We start from the raw sequence: 15,851 nt of genomic DNA, 5'->3' as shown, positions 1-15,851 counted from the left end.
GTCAGGAAGACTGGACGCACGATCATCCCGTGCTGAAGCCAGCAAGGCGCCGGAGGCTAGACATGCCGATCGTTTCGCCCTCTCGTCTCTCGGTGCCATCCCGGCGCGGGTTCGGACAATTGGCGGCAGGAGCCGCGGTTGCCTGCCTCGCCGGGGGCGCGGCGGCTCAGGCCGAGGGTAACACCCCCGTCCGCTTCGCGCTGGATCGGCGGTTCGATGCGCTGACCGCGCCGTTTCTGGTGGCGCAGGACAAGGGCTATTTCGGCACCGAAGGGCTCGATGCCGTGATCGAGCCCGGGAATGGCACACGCGCCATGTTGCAGCGCCTGGCAGCCGGTGAGCAGGATGCCGGCTTTGGTGATCTCAATGCGCTCATTCGCTTCCGCGACGAGAATCCGAGCGCCGATCTCAAGGCGGTGATGATCGTCCATGACCGGCCGGGCTATGCCTTGGTCGGCCGCAAGAGCCGGGGGATCACGACCGCGCCAACGAGCCTGGAAGGCCGCAAGCTCGGCACGGCGAGCATCGATGCCAGTTTCGCGCAATGGCCCATCTTCAAGAGCTTCAACAAGATCGACGACGGCAAGATCCGGATCGAGACCATTGGCCTGCCGGTTCGTGAGCCGATGCTCGCCTCAGGGGAGATCGATGCCCTCTTCGCGTTCGGCCCTCCCACCGCCGTCTCGCTGAGAGCGCGCGGCGTACCGGCCGATGATATCGTGCTGATGGAAATGGCCGATCACGGCATCGTGCTCTATGGCAGCGTGGTGGTCGTCTCCGGAAAGTTCGCTGACGCCAAGCCCGAAGCGGTGCGGGGGCTCGTGCGCGCCGTCATGCGTGGTATCCGCGATACCGTCGTCAATCCGGGTGTCGCCGCGCAAGGTGTTCTGCGCCGCAACGAGAGCGCTCAGATCGAGGTGGAGCGCGACAAGCTCGCCGCCGTCATCGAACGCAACATCCTGACGCCCTATGTACGCGCGCATGGTCTGGGTGGGGTCGACCGCGCGCGCTGGGTGCAGGCGCTGGATCAGCTCGCTCTGGCGGGGAGCTTCCGCGACAAGGTGCGGGCGGGCGATGCTTTTACGGATGCCTATCTGCCGCCGGCAGGCGAACGCATGTTCTGAGCGCATCCTTACGCTGAGAGAGGATACGCAAGACACGCGTGACAGGGGGAGGCGGCCTGCCTATCGTGCCGCGCCTCCCACCGGACAGTTATTTTGATCCTGCCAGACCTGCCTGATTACACCGCGATGCGCGAGCGGTTCCGCTGGTCCATCCCGGAACGCTACAACATCGCCGTCGATGTCTGCGACCGTTGGGCCGCGGTCGAGCCTGAGCGCCCGGCGATCATAGAGGTCTCCACGGACTGGCAGGTGACGCCAGTCAGCTTCGGCTGGCTGCGCGAGCACTCCAATCGATTGGCCAATGCCTTGCAGGCACGTGGCGTCGGCCGCGGCGACCGCATCGCCATCCTGCTGCCACAGGGGCGGGCGGTCCTGACGGCGCATCTTGCGGCCTACAAGCTCGGCGCCATCGCTGTGCCCCTGGCTGCCCTCTTCGGCGTGGATGCGCTGGCTTATCGCCTGATCGATTCCGGCGCGAAGGCCGTGGTGAGCAATGCCGGCGGACTGGGAAAGCTCGCCCAGATCGATCAGCCGCTGCCGGAGCTCGCGCTGCGTATCTCCATCGATGGCGCCGACGGCGCGGCGGAGGGCTGGGATGCATTGCTGGCGGAGGGGAGCGCGGATTTCAGTCCGGTGGAGACCACGCCGGACGATCCGGCGCTGATGATCTACACCTCGGGCACGACCGGCAATCCGAAGGGCGCGCTGCATGGCCACCGTGTCCTGCCCGGCCATCTGCCGGGCGTGCAGATGCCGCACGAGTTCTTGCCGCGGCCGGGTGATCTGGCCTGGACGCCGGCCGATTGGGCCTGGGCCGGTGGCCTGCTCAACATGCTGTTGCCGGCGCTGCATTTCGGCGTCGCGGTGGTGGCGCGGCCGGTGACGCGGTTCGAGTCGGAGGAAGCCTATCGGCTGATCCAGGATCTCGGCATCCGCAACGCCTTCGTGCCGCCGACGGCGCTCCGGATGATGCGCGGCGCCGGCAGCCCGCAGGGGCGCTGGAAGCTCAACCTGCGGGCGGTCGCTGCTGCGGGCGAGGCGCTCGGTGCCGAGACGCTGGAATGGGGACGCGAGGCGCTTGGGCTGACCATCAACGAGGCCTATGGACAGACCGAATGCAATCTGGTGCTGGCGTCGTGTGCTGCGATCGGCGTCAGCCGTCCCGGCGCGATCGGCAAGGCGGTGCCGGGCCATGAGGTCGCGATCATCCGGCCGGGTGGCGCGGTCTGCGCGGCCGGCGAGGAAGGGCAGATCGCCGTGCGCCGGCCCGACCCGGTGATGTTCCTGGAATACTGGCGTAACCCGCAGGCGACGGCAGCCAAATTCGTCGGCGACTGGATGACGACGGGCGATGAAGGCGTCGCGGACGAGGACGGTTATGTCCGTTTCATCGGCCGCGACGATGACGTCATCACCTCCTCGGGTTATCGCATCGGGCCGGGCGAGATCGAGGATTGCCTGCTGCGCCACCCGGCGGTGTCGCTGGCAGCGGTCGTCGGCAAGCCCGATCCCCTCCGCACCGAGATCGTCAAGGCCTTCGTCGTGCTGAAGCCCGGGCACTACGGTTCGAAGGCGCTCGTTTCGGAGCTGCAGGGCTTCGTGCGGTCCCGGCTGTCCGCCCATGAATATCCGCGCGAGATCGCCTTTCGCGACGAGCTGCCGTTGACGACGACCGGCAAGATCATCCGTCGGCTGCTGCGGGCCGAAGCCTGAACAGCGAGTGCGCGAGCTTCTCGCGCATGCGGGCGGCAAGGTCGGCCGGCCGGCGCGTTCCTCGCGCCCGGCGCCGGGTCAGGCTGATCGTGCCGAAGGCCTCGTTGCGAGCGCCGAACAAGGGCAGACCGCCGGGCAGCAGGATCTGCCGGGAGGGTTGCTGCTTGCGCATCATGGCGAGCAACATCGGCAAGGGCTCCAGCGCGGCGAAGGCCTCGTCGCCGACGCCGTGATAGAGCCAGCAGGTCGCGCCCTTGCCGAGCGTGAGCGCGGCAGCGATCGGCCGCTCGTCCAACACCAGAACTGCGATGCGGCAGAGCCTCTGCCTTCCGAGATCGCGGCTCATGCTGCGCAGGAAGCCAACCTCGCGAGTGTCCTGCAATGTCGCCTTGCCTGCCCGGCCGCGCGCGCCGGACGCCTCGATTGCGAGCAGTATCTCGACGGCGTCGCGCCGGTCGGCCTGGTTCATGGCCTCGGCGAGGACCAGGCGGCCCTTGTCTCGCAGGGTTTCGTCGGAGGTGGCGATGCGAGCGGTGGGAGGCAGTTCGAGCCGGCGCCCGACGAGAGGTTTCCAGTCGAGCGCGACGCCATGGCTGTCGGCGACGCGGGCAAGGGTCGTGGCGAATGCGCCGGCCGGATCGATTCCAGACAGGGAAAACGCTTCGTAGGGATGGCTATGCCTGTGCCAACCGCGCAGGAAGGCGGCAAGCGCGGGGGCAGCGAAGGTGCGGTCCAGCAGCGGCGTACCGTTCAGCAAGCGCGGATCGGCGAAACCTTCCAGCGTATCGAAGGCGAAGAGCCGGCGTCTCGTTCGGCAGGGAACCAGCCCGACGAGGCGCCGCCTTTCCGAGCCCGGGTCGCCCTGCCAGAGCAGCATCAGTTCGGTATCGTGGAACGAGACGAGGTGTTGCGCGGCAGCCAGCGCGAAGCCCGGCTCGAGACAGGGATTGGTCTCAAGCGCGCGGCTTGCGAGATCGGCCCATTCCGGGCGGATGGAATCGCAGGCGCCCAGCGGGCGAAGCTCGCTGTAGATCGCTGCATCCGGACGAGGGAGCGGCAGGGGTGGCCGAGCCATGGCTGCAATGCCGTCGGTCGTCGCCAGAGCCGTCATCGTGCTCATCTGCCCGTACCTTTCTGGATCGCTCCGGCACATGGCTGTACCGGAATGGCCAGGCGCGCGGGCGCGCCTGCCAGCTCGCAGGGCCGGGTTCAAGAAACGGGCCGAGGTTCAGGCGGTCTGCGGTTGTGCGGACATCTGCCCGAGGAAAGCCGACCAGAGCTTGCGTACGGTGTCCTCCTCGATATCCTTGACGATCAGGACGAGGCGGGAGCGGTGGTCGGCATCCGGCCAGCTATCGAGCTGGATGGGGGGGTGCAGGATCTGCTGGACGGCGTGAACGAGCAGTGGCCGGCCGGGCTCTCCGGCAATGTCCACCAGCCCCTTCAATCGTAGCAGGCGTGGGCCGTGGATGGAGCGCAGCAGCGTCCAGAACAGGTCGAAGGTGGTGCGGGCGATCGGCTGTTCGGCGGCGAGGACGAAGGCGCGGATCGAGGCGTCGTGGCGGTTGACGTCATGCGGGTTCTGGTCATGGGCATGGTGATGATCGTGACCATGGTGGTGGTCGTGGTCACCGTGGCAGGGCAGCGCGTCCTCGGCCAGCCAGTGGCGCAGTGCGTGCGGTTGCTTCGCGAGATCGTAGAGGCCGGCGCCGATCAGGTCGGCGGCAGGAGCGTCCGGCTGCAGGATGGCAATTCCCGGATTGAGGCTATCGAGCCGTTGCCGCAGGGCGGCGGCGGTTTCGGGCGTGGCGAGCTCGGCCTTGGTCAGCACGAGCCGGTCGGCGGCAACGACCTGGCGGCGGGCCTCCTCATGGGAATCGAGCGTCGCCATCCCGTTGACCGCATCGACCAGTGTCACGACCCCGTCGAGTCGGAAGCGCATGGCGAGATAGGGGTGGTTGATCAGGACGTTGAGGATCGGGGCGGGATCGGCAAGGCCGGTCGTCTCGATGACCAGGCGCGAAAAGGGCGTGATGCGGTCGTTGTCGCGGCGGCGCAGCAGATCCTCCAGCGTGACGATGAGATCGTCGCGGATGGTGCAGCACAGGCAGCCGGATTCGAGGAGAATCATGTTCTCCTCGACGCCTTCGATCATCAGGTGGTCGAGGCCGATTTCTCCGAACTCGTTGACGAGTACGAGTGTGCCGGCCAGCGACGGGTCCTTGAGCAGGCGATTCAGCAAGGTGGTCTTGCCGGCGCCGAGGAAGCCGGTGAGCAGGGTCAGCGGAACGGGGAGGGGGCGGGCAGGGTCGCCGGACATGTTCGCAGAGCCTCTAGGGCATCGGATCCCGCCGATGGCCTATCAAAGGGGTCGACCACCTTTTCCGTGCCTGAACGGCGCGGGATGATCTAGGCAGGCACGGTGCTCCGCCTCGTTTGTTCTAATATTACATTAATGGCGATTGCGGCGATGACAAGGGCACAACCGGCATATTGCAGCGCGCCCAGTCGCTCGGCGAGGACGAAGGCGGCGATGATCACGGCGAAGACGGGCTCGGCGCAGAAGGCGAGGCCGGCTGGGCCGGGCGCGACGCGGGCGAGCGCCAGAATCTGGAAGAGGAAGCCGACGACATACCCACCATAGGTGATGGCGACGGCGATGGGCGCGAGCAGGAAGGTTTGCGGTGGCAGAAAGCCGCCGGTGGCGAGCAGCACCAGCGCTGTTACCGGCAGGATGACGACATGCGACCAGAACAGCTTGGGCAAGGTCGGCGTGTCCGCACAGCGCGCGGCGGCAAAGAACTGCGCGGCCGCGCTGATGCTCGCGAGCATCGCGAGCGCCAGACCGCGCGGATCGAGACCGTGCAGATCGGGTCCCACCACGAGGGCGATACCGAGAAAGGCGGCGAGCGCGACCGCGAGCCTGTCGACGCGGAAGGGAGCTGCGGTCAGCACCGGTTCGGCCAGCACGATCAGGATCGGGAAGGTGTAGAACACGACGGCCGCGACCGAGACGGGGACGAAGGCCACCGAGGAGAGATAGCCGATCCCGACCAGCGCCGTCGCAAGGCCGAAAACCAGGACAGGCAGCCGCTCGTCGCGCTTCAGGGCGAGCGAGGCGCGCCAGGCGAGAGCCACGCCACCGGCGAGGGCCAGCATCAGCAGGACGCGGTAGAAGACGAGGAGCGGCCCGCTCAGGCCGGCCTGGCCGGCGATCTGGGCGCTGACGATATTGGTGCCGAAAGCAGCGGCCGAGGCAAGCGCCAGGAGAAGGCCCTGGCGTTCTTTCGTTCGACCCCGGTCAAGGCGCCTCAGGTCCAATCCGGCCTCAGGCGCCGTTGGCGGGCTTGGCCTTGGCGCCGGCAGCCGGCTTGGCCGCAGGCGGCTTCACGGCAGCCTGTGAGGGCCTGGGCTTGGCCGGCTGGGTGCGAGCCGGCGGAGTCTTGAGAGGCTGGGCCTTCGCCGGTCGCGTCTTGGCCGCCTGCGCCTTCTCGGGGCCGGCGTTGCGCGTAGCCGGCTTGATGCCGGCAGCTGCTCCGGGGCGCAAGCTTGCCGCATTGGCCGCACCGGGCTGCACGGAGCCCTGCAGGCGCAGCGGGCCGTCACCAAAGGCGTCTGTCGACGGTTGGATCGGCGCAGTTGCCGGCGCGAAGGCGGTGGTGCCGCGGGGGATCGCGCCATTGCTGGACGCGGTCCGACGGGTCGGGGGCACGACGAGGCCGGCGGCCACGGGCGCTTCCGGCTCGATGGTGGGAGTGCTGCGGGCGACGCGCGAGCTCGGCTGCGCCGTCGCGTTGGCCGCGAGCGGGGCAGAAGCCGAGCCGGCGCTGCGGCCGAAGGACACCTGCACCGGGACAGTCTCGGCGCGAGGGCCGAGCACGACGCGTCCGCGCGGCGAACGGGTCGCGACCGAACCGGAGGATTGCGGGGCCGACTGGGTATTGAAGATGGCGAAGCGGCCGCCATCGGGCGAGTTGGCGTCGCCTGCGGAAGCCCCGGCGGCGATCGGGCCGGAGATGTCGGCATCATCGGCGAGAGCGACGCCGCCGCCGCGGTTGCGGACTTCGTCGCAGATATTGGGCGCGCGGGTGCCGCTCGGCGGCATTGAAGCGACGCCGTAGCCAGTGCCGCCCAAAGCGGCGAAGCCCTCGTCGAGGAGCTGGGCCGCCTTGACAGTGCGGTCGGTGCCCGAGGTCGAGCCCAGAACGACGGCGATGAGCGTGCGGCCGCCGCGGCTCGCAGTTGCGACCACGTTGAATCCGGACGCACAGGTGAAGCCAGTCTTCATGCCACCGATGCCGGAATAGCGGCCGACCAGCCCGTTGGTGTTGTGCATCACCTGCTTGCCGAGCTGCACGGCCGAGGTGCCCCAGTAGTCGGAATACTGCGAGAAATCATGCATCAGCGCCATAGCGAGCACGGCGAGGTCGCGGGCACTGGTCTGCTGGTCGGGATGGTCCCAGCCATTGGGATTGACGAAACGGGTGTCGCGCATGCCGAGGCGCTGCGCCTCCGCATTCATCATGGCGACAAAAGTCGGGACGTCGCCGCCGACACCCTCGGCCACGACATAGGCGATGTCGTTGGCCGATTTCACCATCATGATGCGCAGTGCGTTGTCGAGCGTGATCTCCGAACCCGGCCGGGCATAGACCTTCACGCGCGGCTGGCTGGCGGCAAGCTTCGAGACGGGGATCGCGGTTTCCAGCCCAAGGCGCCCTTCCCGCACTGCCTTCAGCGCGAGATAGATCGTCATCATCTTGGTCGTGGAGGCCGGGCGCCAGGCCTGGTTCGCGTTCTCGCTCGACAGGACGGCGCCGCTGGAGGCATCGACCACGAGGCTGGTGCCGGCATAGGCCGGTCCGATCAAGGCGGTACCGAGGACAAGGGCGGCTGCGAGGCGGGTAGCGATCATCGGGCGGGTCTGAACCTGTCTTGCTCGAAGCGGGCGGATAGCATCTTGCCGATAGCGATGGCGCAGGGTTCAACGCGACGCATGCGGCAATTTCGAGACGGCCGCCACAATCGCCCGCCCGTGAATGCATACCTACCCCTTGCGGAGCGATTTGCCTAGCTGCGGCGGCCGGTCCACAAGCGTCGGGTTCCTTCGCTTTTCCGAGGCTTTGTCGCGTGTTCGGCCTTCTCTGGATTCCGGCGACCATCGCCGCCTCGCTTCTGCAGACCGCGCGCAACCTGGCGCAGCGCTCGCTCACCGACATCATCGGCGTCGTCGGCGCAACGCAGGTGCGTTTTCTGTTCGGCCTGCCCTTCGCGATGCTGTTCCTGGCGCTCGCCTGCCTCGGCCTGCAGCGCCTACCGCCTGCAATCGGCATGGTTTCTCTCGGCTATACGCTCTGGGGCGCGCTGACGCAGATCGCCGCGACCGCCCTGATGCTGGCGGCGATGCGCGAGCGCTCTTTCGCGGTCACCACCGCCTATACCAAGACCGAGCCGGTGCAGGTTGCGCTGTTCGGCGCGCTGCTGCTCGGCGACGCGCTGACGCCGATGAAGTTCCTGGCGATCGCGATCGCAACGGCAGGCGTGATCGTGGTGTCGTGGAAGCCCGGCGAAAAATTGACCCGTGCGGGCTTGCGGCCGGCCGTGCTCGGCATCGTCTCCGGCGCCTTCTTCGCGCTTTCGGCGATCGGCTTCCGCGGCGGCATCCAGGCCCTGCCGGAGGGCGAGTTCCTGATCCGCGCCTCCACGATCCTCGTGCTCGGTCTCGGGCTCCAGACCCTGTTGCTGGTGGTCTACATGCTCGTTGCCGACCGGCAGGCGCTGATCCTCAGCCTGAAGAGCTGGCGCCGCTCGCTCTCGGCCGGTTTCCTTGGCGCTGCCGCCTCGCAGTTCTGGTTCATCGGCTTTTCGCTGACCACTGCGGCCAATGTCCGGACGCTCGCGTTGATCGAGGTGCCATTGGCGCAGATCGCCTCGCGGAAACTCTTCGCGGAGGGCACGAGCCGGCGCGAAATGCTGGGTATGGCGATGATCGTCGGCGGGGTCGGGCTGCTGCTCTCACTGGCGTTGCGATGAGGCAGGGGGCCGGCTAGTTCTGAGGATAAAGGCGTCGCGAGCCGATCCATGCACGGCCACCATGCGCGGATACCGGCTTGCCCGGCGGCGCGAGGCTGCCAAGATAACGTGTAGCTGCACAGTAAGGGAGATTTCGCCATGAGCGCTGCGATCGTCGGCTGGGCCCATACACCGTTCGGCAAGCAGGATGCCGAGACCGTCGAAAGCCTGATCGTGCGGGCGGCGACCGACGCCCTGGTCGATGCCGGCATCACCGCCGCCGAGGTCGACGAGATCGTGCTCGGCCACTACAATGCCGGCTTCTCGGCGCAGGATTTCACGGCATCGCTGGTGCTACAGGCCGATCCCGCGCTGCGCTTCAAGCCGACGACCCGCGTCGAGAACGCCTGTGCGACCGGCACGGCGGCGGTGCATCAGGGCGTGCGGGCGATCCGTGCGGGCGACGCCAAGGTCGTGCTCGTCGTCGGCGTCGAACAGATGACCAAGACGCCTGGCCCCGAGATCGGCAAGAACCTGCTGAAGGCTTCCTACCTGCCTGAGGATGGTGAGGTGCAGGGCGGTTTCGCTGGCGTCTTCGGCAAGATCGCGGCCGGCTATTTCCAGCGCCATGGCGACCAGTCCGACGCGCTCGCGATGATCGCGGCGAAGAACCACAAGAACGGCGTCGCGAACCCCTATGCGCAGATGCGCAAGGATCTGGGCTACGCCTTCTGCCGCGAGGAGAGCGAGAAGAACCCCTATGTCGCCGGGCCGCTGAAGCGCACCGATTGCTCGCTGGTCTCGGACGGCGCCGCCGCGCTGGTGCTGGCCGACGAGGAGACCGCGCTCAGGATGCGCCGCGCCGTCGGCTTCCGTGGCATGGCCCATGTCCAGGATTTCCTGCCGATGTCGAAGCGCGACATCCTGAAGTTCGAGGGCGGCGCGCTCGCCTGGAAGAAGGCCCTGGCCAAGGCGAACGTGACGCTCGACGATCTCTCCTTCGTCGAGACACATGACTGTTTCACCATCGCCGAGCTGATCGAATACGAGGCGATGGGCCTGACCAAGGAAGGCGACGGCGCCCGTGCGATCAAGGAAGGCTGGACCCAGAAGGACGGCAAGCTGCCGGTCAACGTCTCCGGCGGCCTCAAGGCCAAGGGCCATCCGATCGGTGCCACCGGCGTATCCATGCATGTGCTCTCGGCCATGCAGCTCACCGGCGAGGCGCCGGAAGGCATGCAGCTCGACAGCCCACGCCTCGGCGGCATCTTCAACATGGGCGGAGCGGCGGTCGCCAACTACGTTTCCGTGCTCGAACGGATCAAGTGAGGCGGGCTTCCAGGGCGGATAACGTCCAGGATCCTGTCTTGCGAACTGGGTCTTGCCGAAGCGCAGGCCGCTATAGCGCCGGACCGAGAAGCGAAAGCCGCTTTTCGGACAGATCCGATGCGATGACAATGTGATAGATCATCGATATCGCGTCCGACAGGCCGCGCGATGATCTCAGCGAAAGCGACGCTTCGTGACGAGCTTCGTCGTCCTGCTGCTGGCCTATATCCTGAGCCAGTTCTTCCGCGCCTTCCTGGCGGTGATCTCGGGTGACCTGACGCGGGATCTCGGCCTCGACCAGGGCCAGCTCGGCAGCCTGCAGGCAGCCTGGCTGATCGCATTCGCGCTCTCGCAATTCCCGGTCGGCTATGCGCTCGACCGGATCGGGCCGCGACGGACGCTGGCCGGTTTCCTGCTGGTCGCCTTCGCCGGGACGATGATCTTCGGCCTGTCGCGCGGCTATCTATCCGCCCTGACGGCGCTCGCGCTGATCGGCATCGGTTGCGCACCGATCCTGATGTCCGGCTTCTATCTAGCCGCGCGGCTCTATTCGCCCCGGCATTTCGCGACGATGTCGTCCTTCCTGATCGGGTTCGGGTCGATCGGAGATCCGTTGAGCGGTGCGCCGCTCGCCTATTTCCTCGCAGCCTATGGCTGGCGCGCGACCGTGTTCGGCCTGTCCGGGATCGTGGCGTTCATCGCCTTGCTGGTGCTGCTGCTGCTGAAAGACCCGCCGCCGCTGCCCGACGCGCCACAACAGCATGTCTCGCTGCTGGGCGGGATCAAGCAGATCGTGGTGAAGCGGCCGCTCTGGCTGATCTTCCCCTTCACCTTCGTCAGCTACGGCGTGACGATCTCGATTCGCGGCTTGTGGATCGCGCCCTATCTCCAGAGGGTGCACGGCTTCGATCTTGCGGCGACGAGCTATGCGGCGATGGCCATGGGAGGCATCATCGCGGTGGGGGCTCTGCTGGTGCTGCCGCTTTACCGGCGGATCGGCGCCAAACCTACGGTCATCGCCTGTGCCGTGGCCGTCGTTCTCGCCTGCTTCGCACTGGCTCTGTGGGGGGAAGCATCGTCCCGCCTTGCGGTCGGCCTGCTTATCGTCATCGGCCTGTTCGGCGTCACCTATGCCGTGGTGATGGCGCATGCGCGCGTTTTCATGACGCCGCAGGAGATCGGCCGCGGCGTCACCTTCATGAATTTCGTCTTCATGGGCGGGGCGGGCGTGATGCAATGGCTATCGGGCCGCTTGGTGAACGCTCTCGACGGGCATGGCTACGGCGCGCAGGCGACCTTCGGCTGGCTGTTTGCCTTCATGGGGGTCACGCTCGCCGTGGCGCTGGCCATCTACGTCGCAGCACCGGGAGAGCCGAAGGCCGCCGCTTCCGCGCCGCCATAGTTCAGCCCTCTCCGGGCGCCTTTGCAGCGATCGTCAGGGCATGCACCCGGTCTGCCAGTTCCTGCGCCAGCGCAGCGTTGACGAGGCGGTGGCGTTCGAGCCGGGACTTGCCGAGGAAGGCTTCCGACACGATATCGACCCTGAAGTGAGTCTCGCCGCCTTCGCGCCAGCCGCCATGACCCTGATGCTGGTGCGATTCATCGATGACCCTCAGCGCCTGTGGCGCAAAGGCCGCGGTCAGCTTTTGCGTGATTCTTTCACTGATCGAGGTCATGATCGCGCCACCGTTGCCATGATTGTTCTGTCGGTTCGGCGGTGCATCGCATCGCACTTGCCGGCCCACTCTCTGCGTCTCATAACCCGTCGACGATGAACATCAACTCACGCCTTTTCGACAGCATCAGAATCGGGGCTTCCGAGGCGGAAGCCCCGCTGGAAAGCGATGCGCCGCGCTGCGATCATTCGGGTTGCGTGCGCGGTGGCGAGTTCCGGGCACCCAAGGGCCGTGGCCGCGAGGGTCAGTTCTTCCTGTTCTGCATGGATCATGTGAAGGCCTATAACGCGACCTACAATTATTTCGCCGGCATGGATGACGAGGCGCTGGCCGCCTATCAGAAGCAGGAGGAGATCGGCCACCGGCCGACCTGGAAGCTCGGTGTCAATTCCAAGGCGGCGCGGATGGCGCAGCGTGGACGCAAGGCCAATGGCGAAGCCGGCGCCGACATGCACGATGCCTTCAATCTCTTCGGCGCGCGCAACAAGCAGCAGGCGGCCCAACCGGAATCACGCGTTGGCATCGTGGCGCGCAAGGCGCTGGACGCGCTCGGCCTCGACGAAACTGCCGATTCCGTTGCGATCAAGGCGCGCTACAAGGAATTGGTGAAGCGTTTCCATCCGGATGCAAATGGCGGTGATCGCTCGCGTGAGGGCACGCTTCAGGAGATCCTGAAGGCGTATCAGCAGCTCAAGAGCGTGGGGATGGTCTAAGGACGCCATCCCGCGTCTGCGCAGCAACGTCATTCGCCGCAGCGCGTGCGGGATGACCGCGGTTAGCTGCTTTTCGCCGCCAGCCCAGCGACATCGGCGATGATTCCGTCCAGCGCGAAATCCTTGGGCGTATAGACCCGTGCCACGCCCATGTTGCGCAGCGCATTCTCGTCGTCGGGCGGGATGATGCCGCCGACCACGACCGGCACGTCCATGCCGGCGACACGCAGGCGGGCGGTGACGTCGCGCACCAGCGGCAGATGCGAGCCGGAGAGGATCGAGAGGCCGACGATGTCGGCCTGCTGCTCGCGGGCCTCCCTGACGATCTCTTCCGGCGTCTGGCGGATGCCGCCATAGCTGACGCTCATCCCGGCATCGCGGGCGCGCACGGCGATCTGCTCGGCACCGTTGGAGTGCCCGTCAAGGCCGGGCTTGCCGACGAGGAACCGGGGAGCGCGGCCGAGGCGCTCTGTGGCCTTCTCGACCGCCGCCTTCGCCGTGGCGAGGCCGGTCGCGTCACCCAGCTTCGCCGTGTCGACACCGGTCGGCGCGCGGTACTCGCCAAAAATCTCGCGCAGAGTCTGCGCCCATTCGCCGGTGGTGACGCCGGCCTTGGCGCAGGCGATAGAGGCCGGCATGACGTTGCGATTCTCGCGTGCGCTGATGGCGAGCGCGGCGAGCGCCGCCTCTACCGCCTTCGCGTCGCGGGCCGAGCGCCAGGCCTTCAGCCGGGCGATGGCCTCGATCTCGACTGAATCCGGCACCGTGACGACGGCGCCGTCGCCCGCCGAAAGCGGGGAGGGCTCGCTGTTGGTGAACTTGTTGACGCCGACGACGACCTGCTCGCCGCGCTCGATCGCCTCGATGCGGCGTGCGCCGTTCTCGACCAGCGCCTGCTTCATGTAGCCGCTCTCGACGGCGGCGAGTGCGCCGCCCATGTCGTCGATCTTCGCGAGCTCCTCCAGCGCGGCGGCCTTGAGCGCCGCCACCTTGGCATCAACCACGGTCGAGCCGTCGAAAATGTCGCCGAATTCGAGCAGGTCGGTCTCATAGGCCAGCACCTGCTGCATGCGCAGCGACCATTGCTGGTCAAAGGGACGGGGGAGACCCAGTGCCTCGTTCCAGGCGGGGAGCTGCACGGCGCGTGCGCGCGCCTTCTTCGACAGCGTCACCGCCAGCATCTCGATCAGGATGCGGTAGACATTGTTCTCCGGTTGCGGCTCGGTCAGCCCCAGCGAATTGACCTGCACGCCGTAGCGGAAGCGCCGCATCGCCTCGTCGGCGATGCCATAGCGACCGAGCGTGATCTCGTCCCAGAGCTCGACGAAAGCCCGCATCTTGCAGAGCTCGGTGACGAAGCGCATTCCGGCATTCACGAAGAAGGAGATGCGGCCGACCGTGCCGGGGAACTCCTCGGCGGAGACTTCCGGCCGGACGCGGATCGAATCGAGCAGGGCGATCGCCGTCGCCAGCGCGAAGGAGAGTTCCTGCACCGGCGAGGCCCCGGCCTCCTGAAGATGATAGGAGCAGACATTGGTCGGGTTCCATTTCGGCAATTCTCTGGCCGTGAACACGACGATGTCGGTGGTGAGCTGCATCGAGGGGCGCGGCGGGAAGACATAGGTGCCGCGCGACAGGTATTCCTTGACGAGGTCGTTCTGGGTCGTGCCCTGCAGAAGCTTGCGATCGGCGCCCTGCTCGTCGGCGACGGCGATGTAGAGCGAGAGCAGCCAGGCTGCCGTCGCATTGATCGTCATCGAGGTGTTCATCTGCGCCAGCGGGATCTGGTCGAACAGCGCCCGCATGTCGCCGAGATGGGAGATCGGCACGCCGACCTTGCCGACCTCGCCGCGCGCCAGGACATGATCGGGATCGTAGCCGGTCTGGGTCGGCAGATCGAAGGCGACGGAGAGCCCGGTCTGGCCCTTGGCGAGATTGGTCCGGTAGAGCTTGTTGGATTCCGCCGCGTCGGAATGGCCCGCATAGGTGCGGAATATCCATGGCTTGTCGCGCTGGGCCGTTTCCCGGCCGCCTCGTTCCGTCGCGGTCATGGCGCTTCCCCGTATTGCAGAGCAATCTGAATGTTGCACTGCGGCGAAGATAACGCCAGAGCTTCTGCGATGTCCCGTGCGACGTTAGGCTGACGAAGGTCCTTTTGGGCTGGCCCCCCGCTCAGGCTGCATCTTGGGACGAAGCGCGTTGACTGATTCCGTGGCCTCGGAGGCCCTCAGCGCGAACGCGAGGAGAGGCTGCCGCGGATATCCGCCGTCGACAGCAGCGCCACGCGGCGGTCGTCCCTGGGCGGCGCCACGAAGGCGCGGGCGGAAGCCTTCGGCAGGTCGAGATCGAGCGGGCGGCCGGGCGGCAGCGGCGCGTTCTTGATCAGCGTGGCGATCGGGCTCTCGAGCGCGGGTAATTTCGGCGCAGGCGCCTCGGGCGCGAAGGCGAGCGGGGCCGAGGCGAAGGAGGTCGCCGTTGTTGCCGACGAGGACGCCGTCGTGAGCGGGATGGTGGTGGAAGCCGAGGCGAGCTGGATCGCCGGCTCCTCGATGCGGCGGCGCTCCGGACGCTCGCCCTTCACGTAGAAGGCGTTGCCGCCGGCTACTGTTACGTAATGCATGTTCTTGTAGCCGAAGCGCAGGCCGGCCATGTGGAAATGCTTGGCCGCGCCGACCGCGTCGTTGCGGCGGCCATTGAGGATGTCCTCCGCGATGGCTTCGACCTTCGGCAAGACGTTGTCCGTCATCGGACGGGTCAGCACGCCGGCGGCGAACTGGCGGGGAGCGCCGACGACGCCGCAGATCGTCTCGGGATATTTCGCCGATTCGACCCGGTTCATCACGACCGTGCCGACGCCGAGCAAGCCCGATTCGCTCGAGCGATTCGATTCAAAATACATCGCGCGGACGAGGCATTCCTTCTCGCGCGGATCGGCCTTGGCCAGCGCGACCGCGTGCCGGCGGGCCTTGGCGGGCTCCTTCACGGCGGGAGCGGCGGCGGCGGAGGTCGCGGCCGTCTCGACCGGAGACAGGCTGCAGGCGCCGAGCGCCGGGGCTGCCAGCGCAATCAGTAGCGGGATCGCCTTGCTGCCATGCCGGGATTTCTCACCGGAGAAAAGACCATGCGCAGCGATCGCGGTCCGCTTCATGCGGCAACCTCCAGAGTTCCGGACCCATGATCGCCGAAGGCGGCAAACCGGGATTGCCGGCAAGGAACCGCGAATTCCTTAACAGAAAGTTAATCCGGGACGGAAGAGGGCAGGGCGCATAGGCGACTTATCTGCG

The 15,851-nt window shown here is 67.0% G+C and carries 13 protein-coding genes; 6 read left to right on the top strand and 7 right to left on the bottom strand.

What is annotated here, in order from left to right:
• Positions 1-62 precede the first annotated feature (62 nt).
• Positions 63-1,124, top strand: coding sequence for an ABC transporter substrate-binding protein (locus J0I42_RS10215; RefSeq protein WP_291654712.1), 1,062 nt, complete (start codon positions 63-65; stop codon positions 1,122-1,124).
• A gap of 96 nt (positions 1,125-1,220) precedes the next feature.
• Positions 1,221-2,837 carry an AMP-binding protein gene (locus tag J0I42_RS10210; RefSeq protein WP_465247670.1) on the top strand — a complete coding sequence of 539 codons (1,617 nt, stop codon included), beginning with the start codon at positions 1,221-1,223 and terminating at the stop codon, positions 2,835-2,837.
• Here J0I42_RS10210 and J0I42_RS10205 read toward each other — a convergent pair.
• The 4 genes from J0I42_RS10205 to J0I42_RS10190 form a co-directional block, all read right to left on the bottom strand.
• Positions 2,806-3,957: a GNAT family N-acetyltransferase gene (locus tag J0I42_RS10205; RefSeq protein WP_291654711.1), complete on the bottom strand. Its 1,152-nt coding sequence runs from the start codon at positions 3,955-3,957 to the stop codon at positions 2,806-2,808. The two genes, J0I42_RS10210 and J0I42_RS10205, sit on opposite strands and share 32 nt — an antisense overlap.
• 108 nt (positions 3,958-4,065) lie before the next feature.
• Positions 4,066-5,157, bottom strand: coding sequence for a CobW family GTP-binding protein (locus J0I42_RS10200; protein ID WP_291654710.1), 1,092 nt, complete (start codon positions 5,155-5,157; stop codon positions 4,066-4,068).
• Between the two features lie 89 nt (positions 5,158-5,246).
• Entirely contained in the window at positions 5,247-6,158 is a 912-nt protein-coding gene (locus J0I42_RS10195; RefSeq protein WP_291654709.1) for a DMT family transporter, read from the bottom strand.
• A 7-nt stretch (positions 6,159-6,165) separates the two neighbouring features.
• Positions 6,166-7,752, bottom strand: coding sequence for a serine hydrolase (locus J0I42_RS10190; RefSeq protein ID WP_291654708.1), 1,587 nt, complete (start codon positions 7,750-7,752; stop codon positions 6,166-6,168).
• Positions 7,753-7,967: 215 nt separating this feature from the next.
• On the opposite strand from J0I42_RS10190, the gene J0I42_RS10185 reads away from it, so the two are divergent.
• The 3 genes from J0I42_RS10185 (at position 7,968) to J0I42_RS10175 (ending at position 11,580) form a co-directional block, all read left to right on the top strand.
• Positions 7,968-8,870 (top strand): DMT family transporter, encoded by a 903-nt coding sequence (locus tag J0I42_RS10185; RefSeq protein ID WP_291654707.1) that lies wholly within the window; start codon positions 7,968-7,970, stop codon positions 8,868-8,870.
• Between the two features lie 138 nt (positions 8,871-9,008).
• Positions 9,009-10,178: an acetyl-CoA acetyltransferase gene (locus J0I42_RS10180; RefSeq protein ID WP_291654706.1), complete on the top strand. Its 1,170-nt coding sequence runs from the start codon at positions 9,009-9,011 to the stop codon at positions 10,176-10,178.
• A gap of 193 nt (positions 10,179-10,371) precedes the next feature.
• Complete coding sequence (locus J0I42_RS10175) at positions 10,372-11,580, top strand: MFS transporter (protein ID WP_291654705.1); 1,209 nt, start codon at positions 10,372-10,374, stop codon at positions 11,578-11,580.
• Position 11,581: 1 nt separating this feature from the next.
• Here J0I42_RS10175 and J0I42_RS10170 read toward each other — a convergent pair whose 3' ends face one another.
• Positions 11,582-11,854 (bottom strand): BolA family protein, encoded by a 273-nt coding sequence (locus J0I42_RS10170; protein WP_291654704.1) that lies wholly within the window; start codon positions 11,852-11,854, stop codon positions 11,582-11,584.
• A 95-nt stretch (positions 11,855-11,949) separates the two neighbouring features.
• On the opposite strand from J0I42_RS10170, the gene J0I42_RS10165 reads away from it, so the two are divergent.
• Entirely contained in the window at positions 11,950-12,567 is a 618-nt protein-coding gene (locus J0I42_RS10165; RefSeq protein WP_291654703.1) for a DnaJ domain-containing protein, read from the top strand.
• Between the two features lie 62 nt (positions 12,568-12,629).
• On the opposite strand, the gene J0I42_RS10160 is transcribed toward J0I42_RS10165, so the two are convergent.
• Both J0I42_RS10160 and J0I42_RS10155 read right to left on the bottom strand, forming a co-directional pair.
• On the bottom strand, positions 12,630-14,618 hold the full coding sequence (locus tag J0I42_RS10160; protein WP_291654702.1) for a protein meaA: 1,989 nt from the start codon (positions 14,616-14,618) through the stop codon (positions 12,630-12,632).
• Between the two features lie 176 nt (positions 14,619-14,794).
• Complete coding sequence (locus J0I42_RS10155; protein WP_291654701.1) at positions 14,795-15,715, bottom strand: cell wall hydrolase; 921 nt, start codon at positions 15,713-15,715, stop codon at positions 14,795-14,797.
• Positions 15,716-15,851: the final 136 nt, after the last annotated feature.

Source organism: Allobosea sp., assembly GCF_017308015.1.
Lineage (GTDB): Bacteria > Pseudomonadota > Alphaproteobacteria > Rhizobiales > Beijerinckiaceae > Allobosea.
The sequence above is the reverse complement of the archived record's forward strand: the minus strand, read 5'-3'. Positions and strand labels throughout refer to the sequence as shown.

Coding starts and splice junctions, on each gene's coding strand:
- J0I42_RS10165 (WP_291654703.1), top strand. CDS start 11,950: ATGAACATCAACTCACGCCTTTTCGACAGCATCAGAATCGGGGCTTCC.
- J0I42_RS10190 (WP_291654708.1), bottom strand. CDS start 7,752: ATGATCGCTACCCGCCTCGCAGCCGCCCTTGTCCTCGGTACCGCCTTG.
- J0I42_RS10180 (WP_291654706.1), top strand. CDS start 9,009: ATGAGCGCTGCGATCGTCGGCTGGGCCCATACACCGTTCGGCAAGCAG.
- J0I42_RS10205 (WP_291654711.1), bottom strand. CDS start 3,957: ATGAGCACGATGACGGCTCTGGCGACGACCGACGGCATTGCAGCCATG.
- J0I42_RS10170 (WP_291654704.1), bottom strand. CDS start 11,854: ATGACCTCGATCAGTGAAAGAATCACGCAAAAGCTGACCGCGGCCTTT.
- J0I42_RS10200 (WP_291654710.1), bottom strand. CDS start 5,157: ATGTCCGGCGACCCTGCCCGCCCCCTCCCCGTTCCGCTGACCCTGCTC.
- J0I42_RS10215 (WP_291654712.1), top strand. CDS start 63: ATGCCGATCGTTTCGCCCTCTCGTCTCTCGGTGCCATCCCGGCGCGGG.
- J0I42_RS10160 (WP_291654702.1), bottom strand. CDS start 14,618: ATGACCGCGACGGAACGAGGCGGCCGGGAAACGGCCCAGCGCGACAAG.
- J0I42_RS10155 (WP_291654701.1), bottom strand. CDS start 15,715: ATGAAGCGGACCGCGATCGCTGCGCATGGTCTTTTCTCCGGTGAGAAA.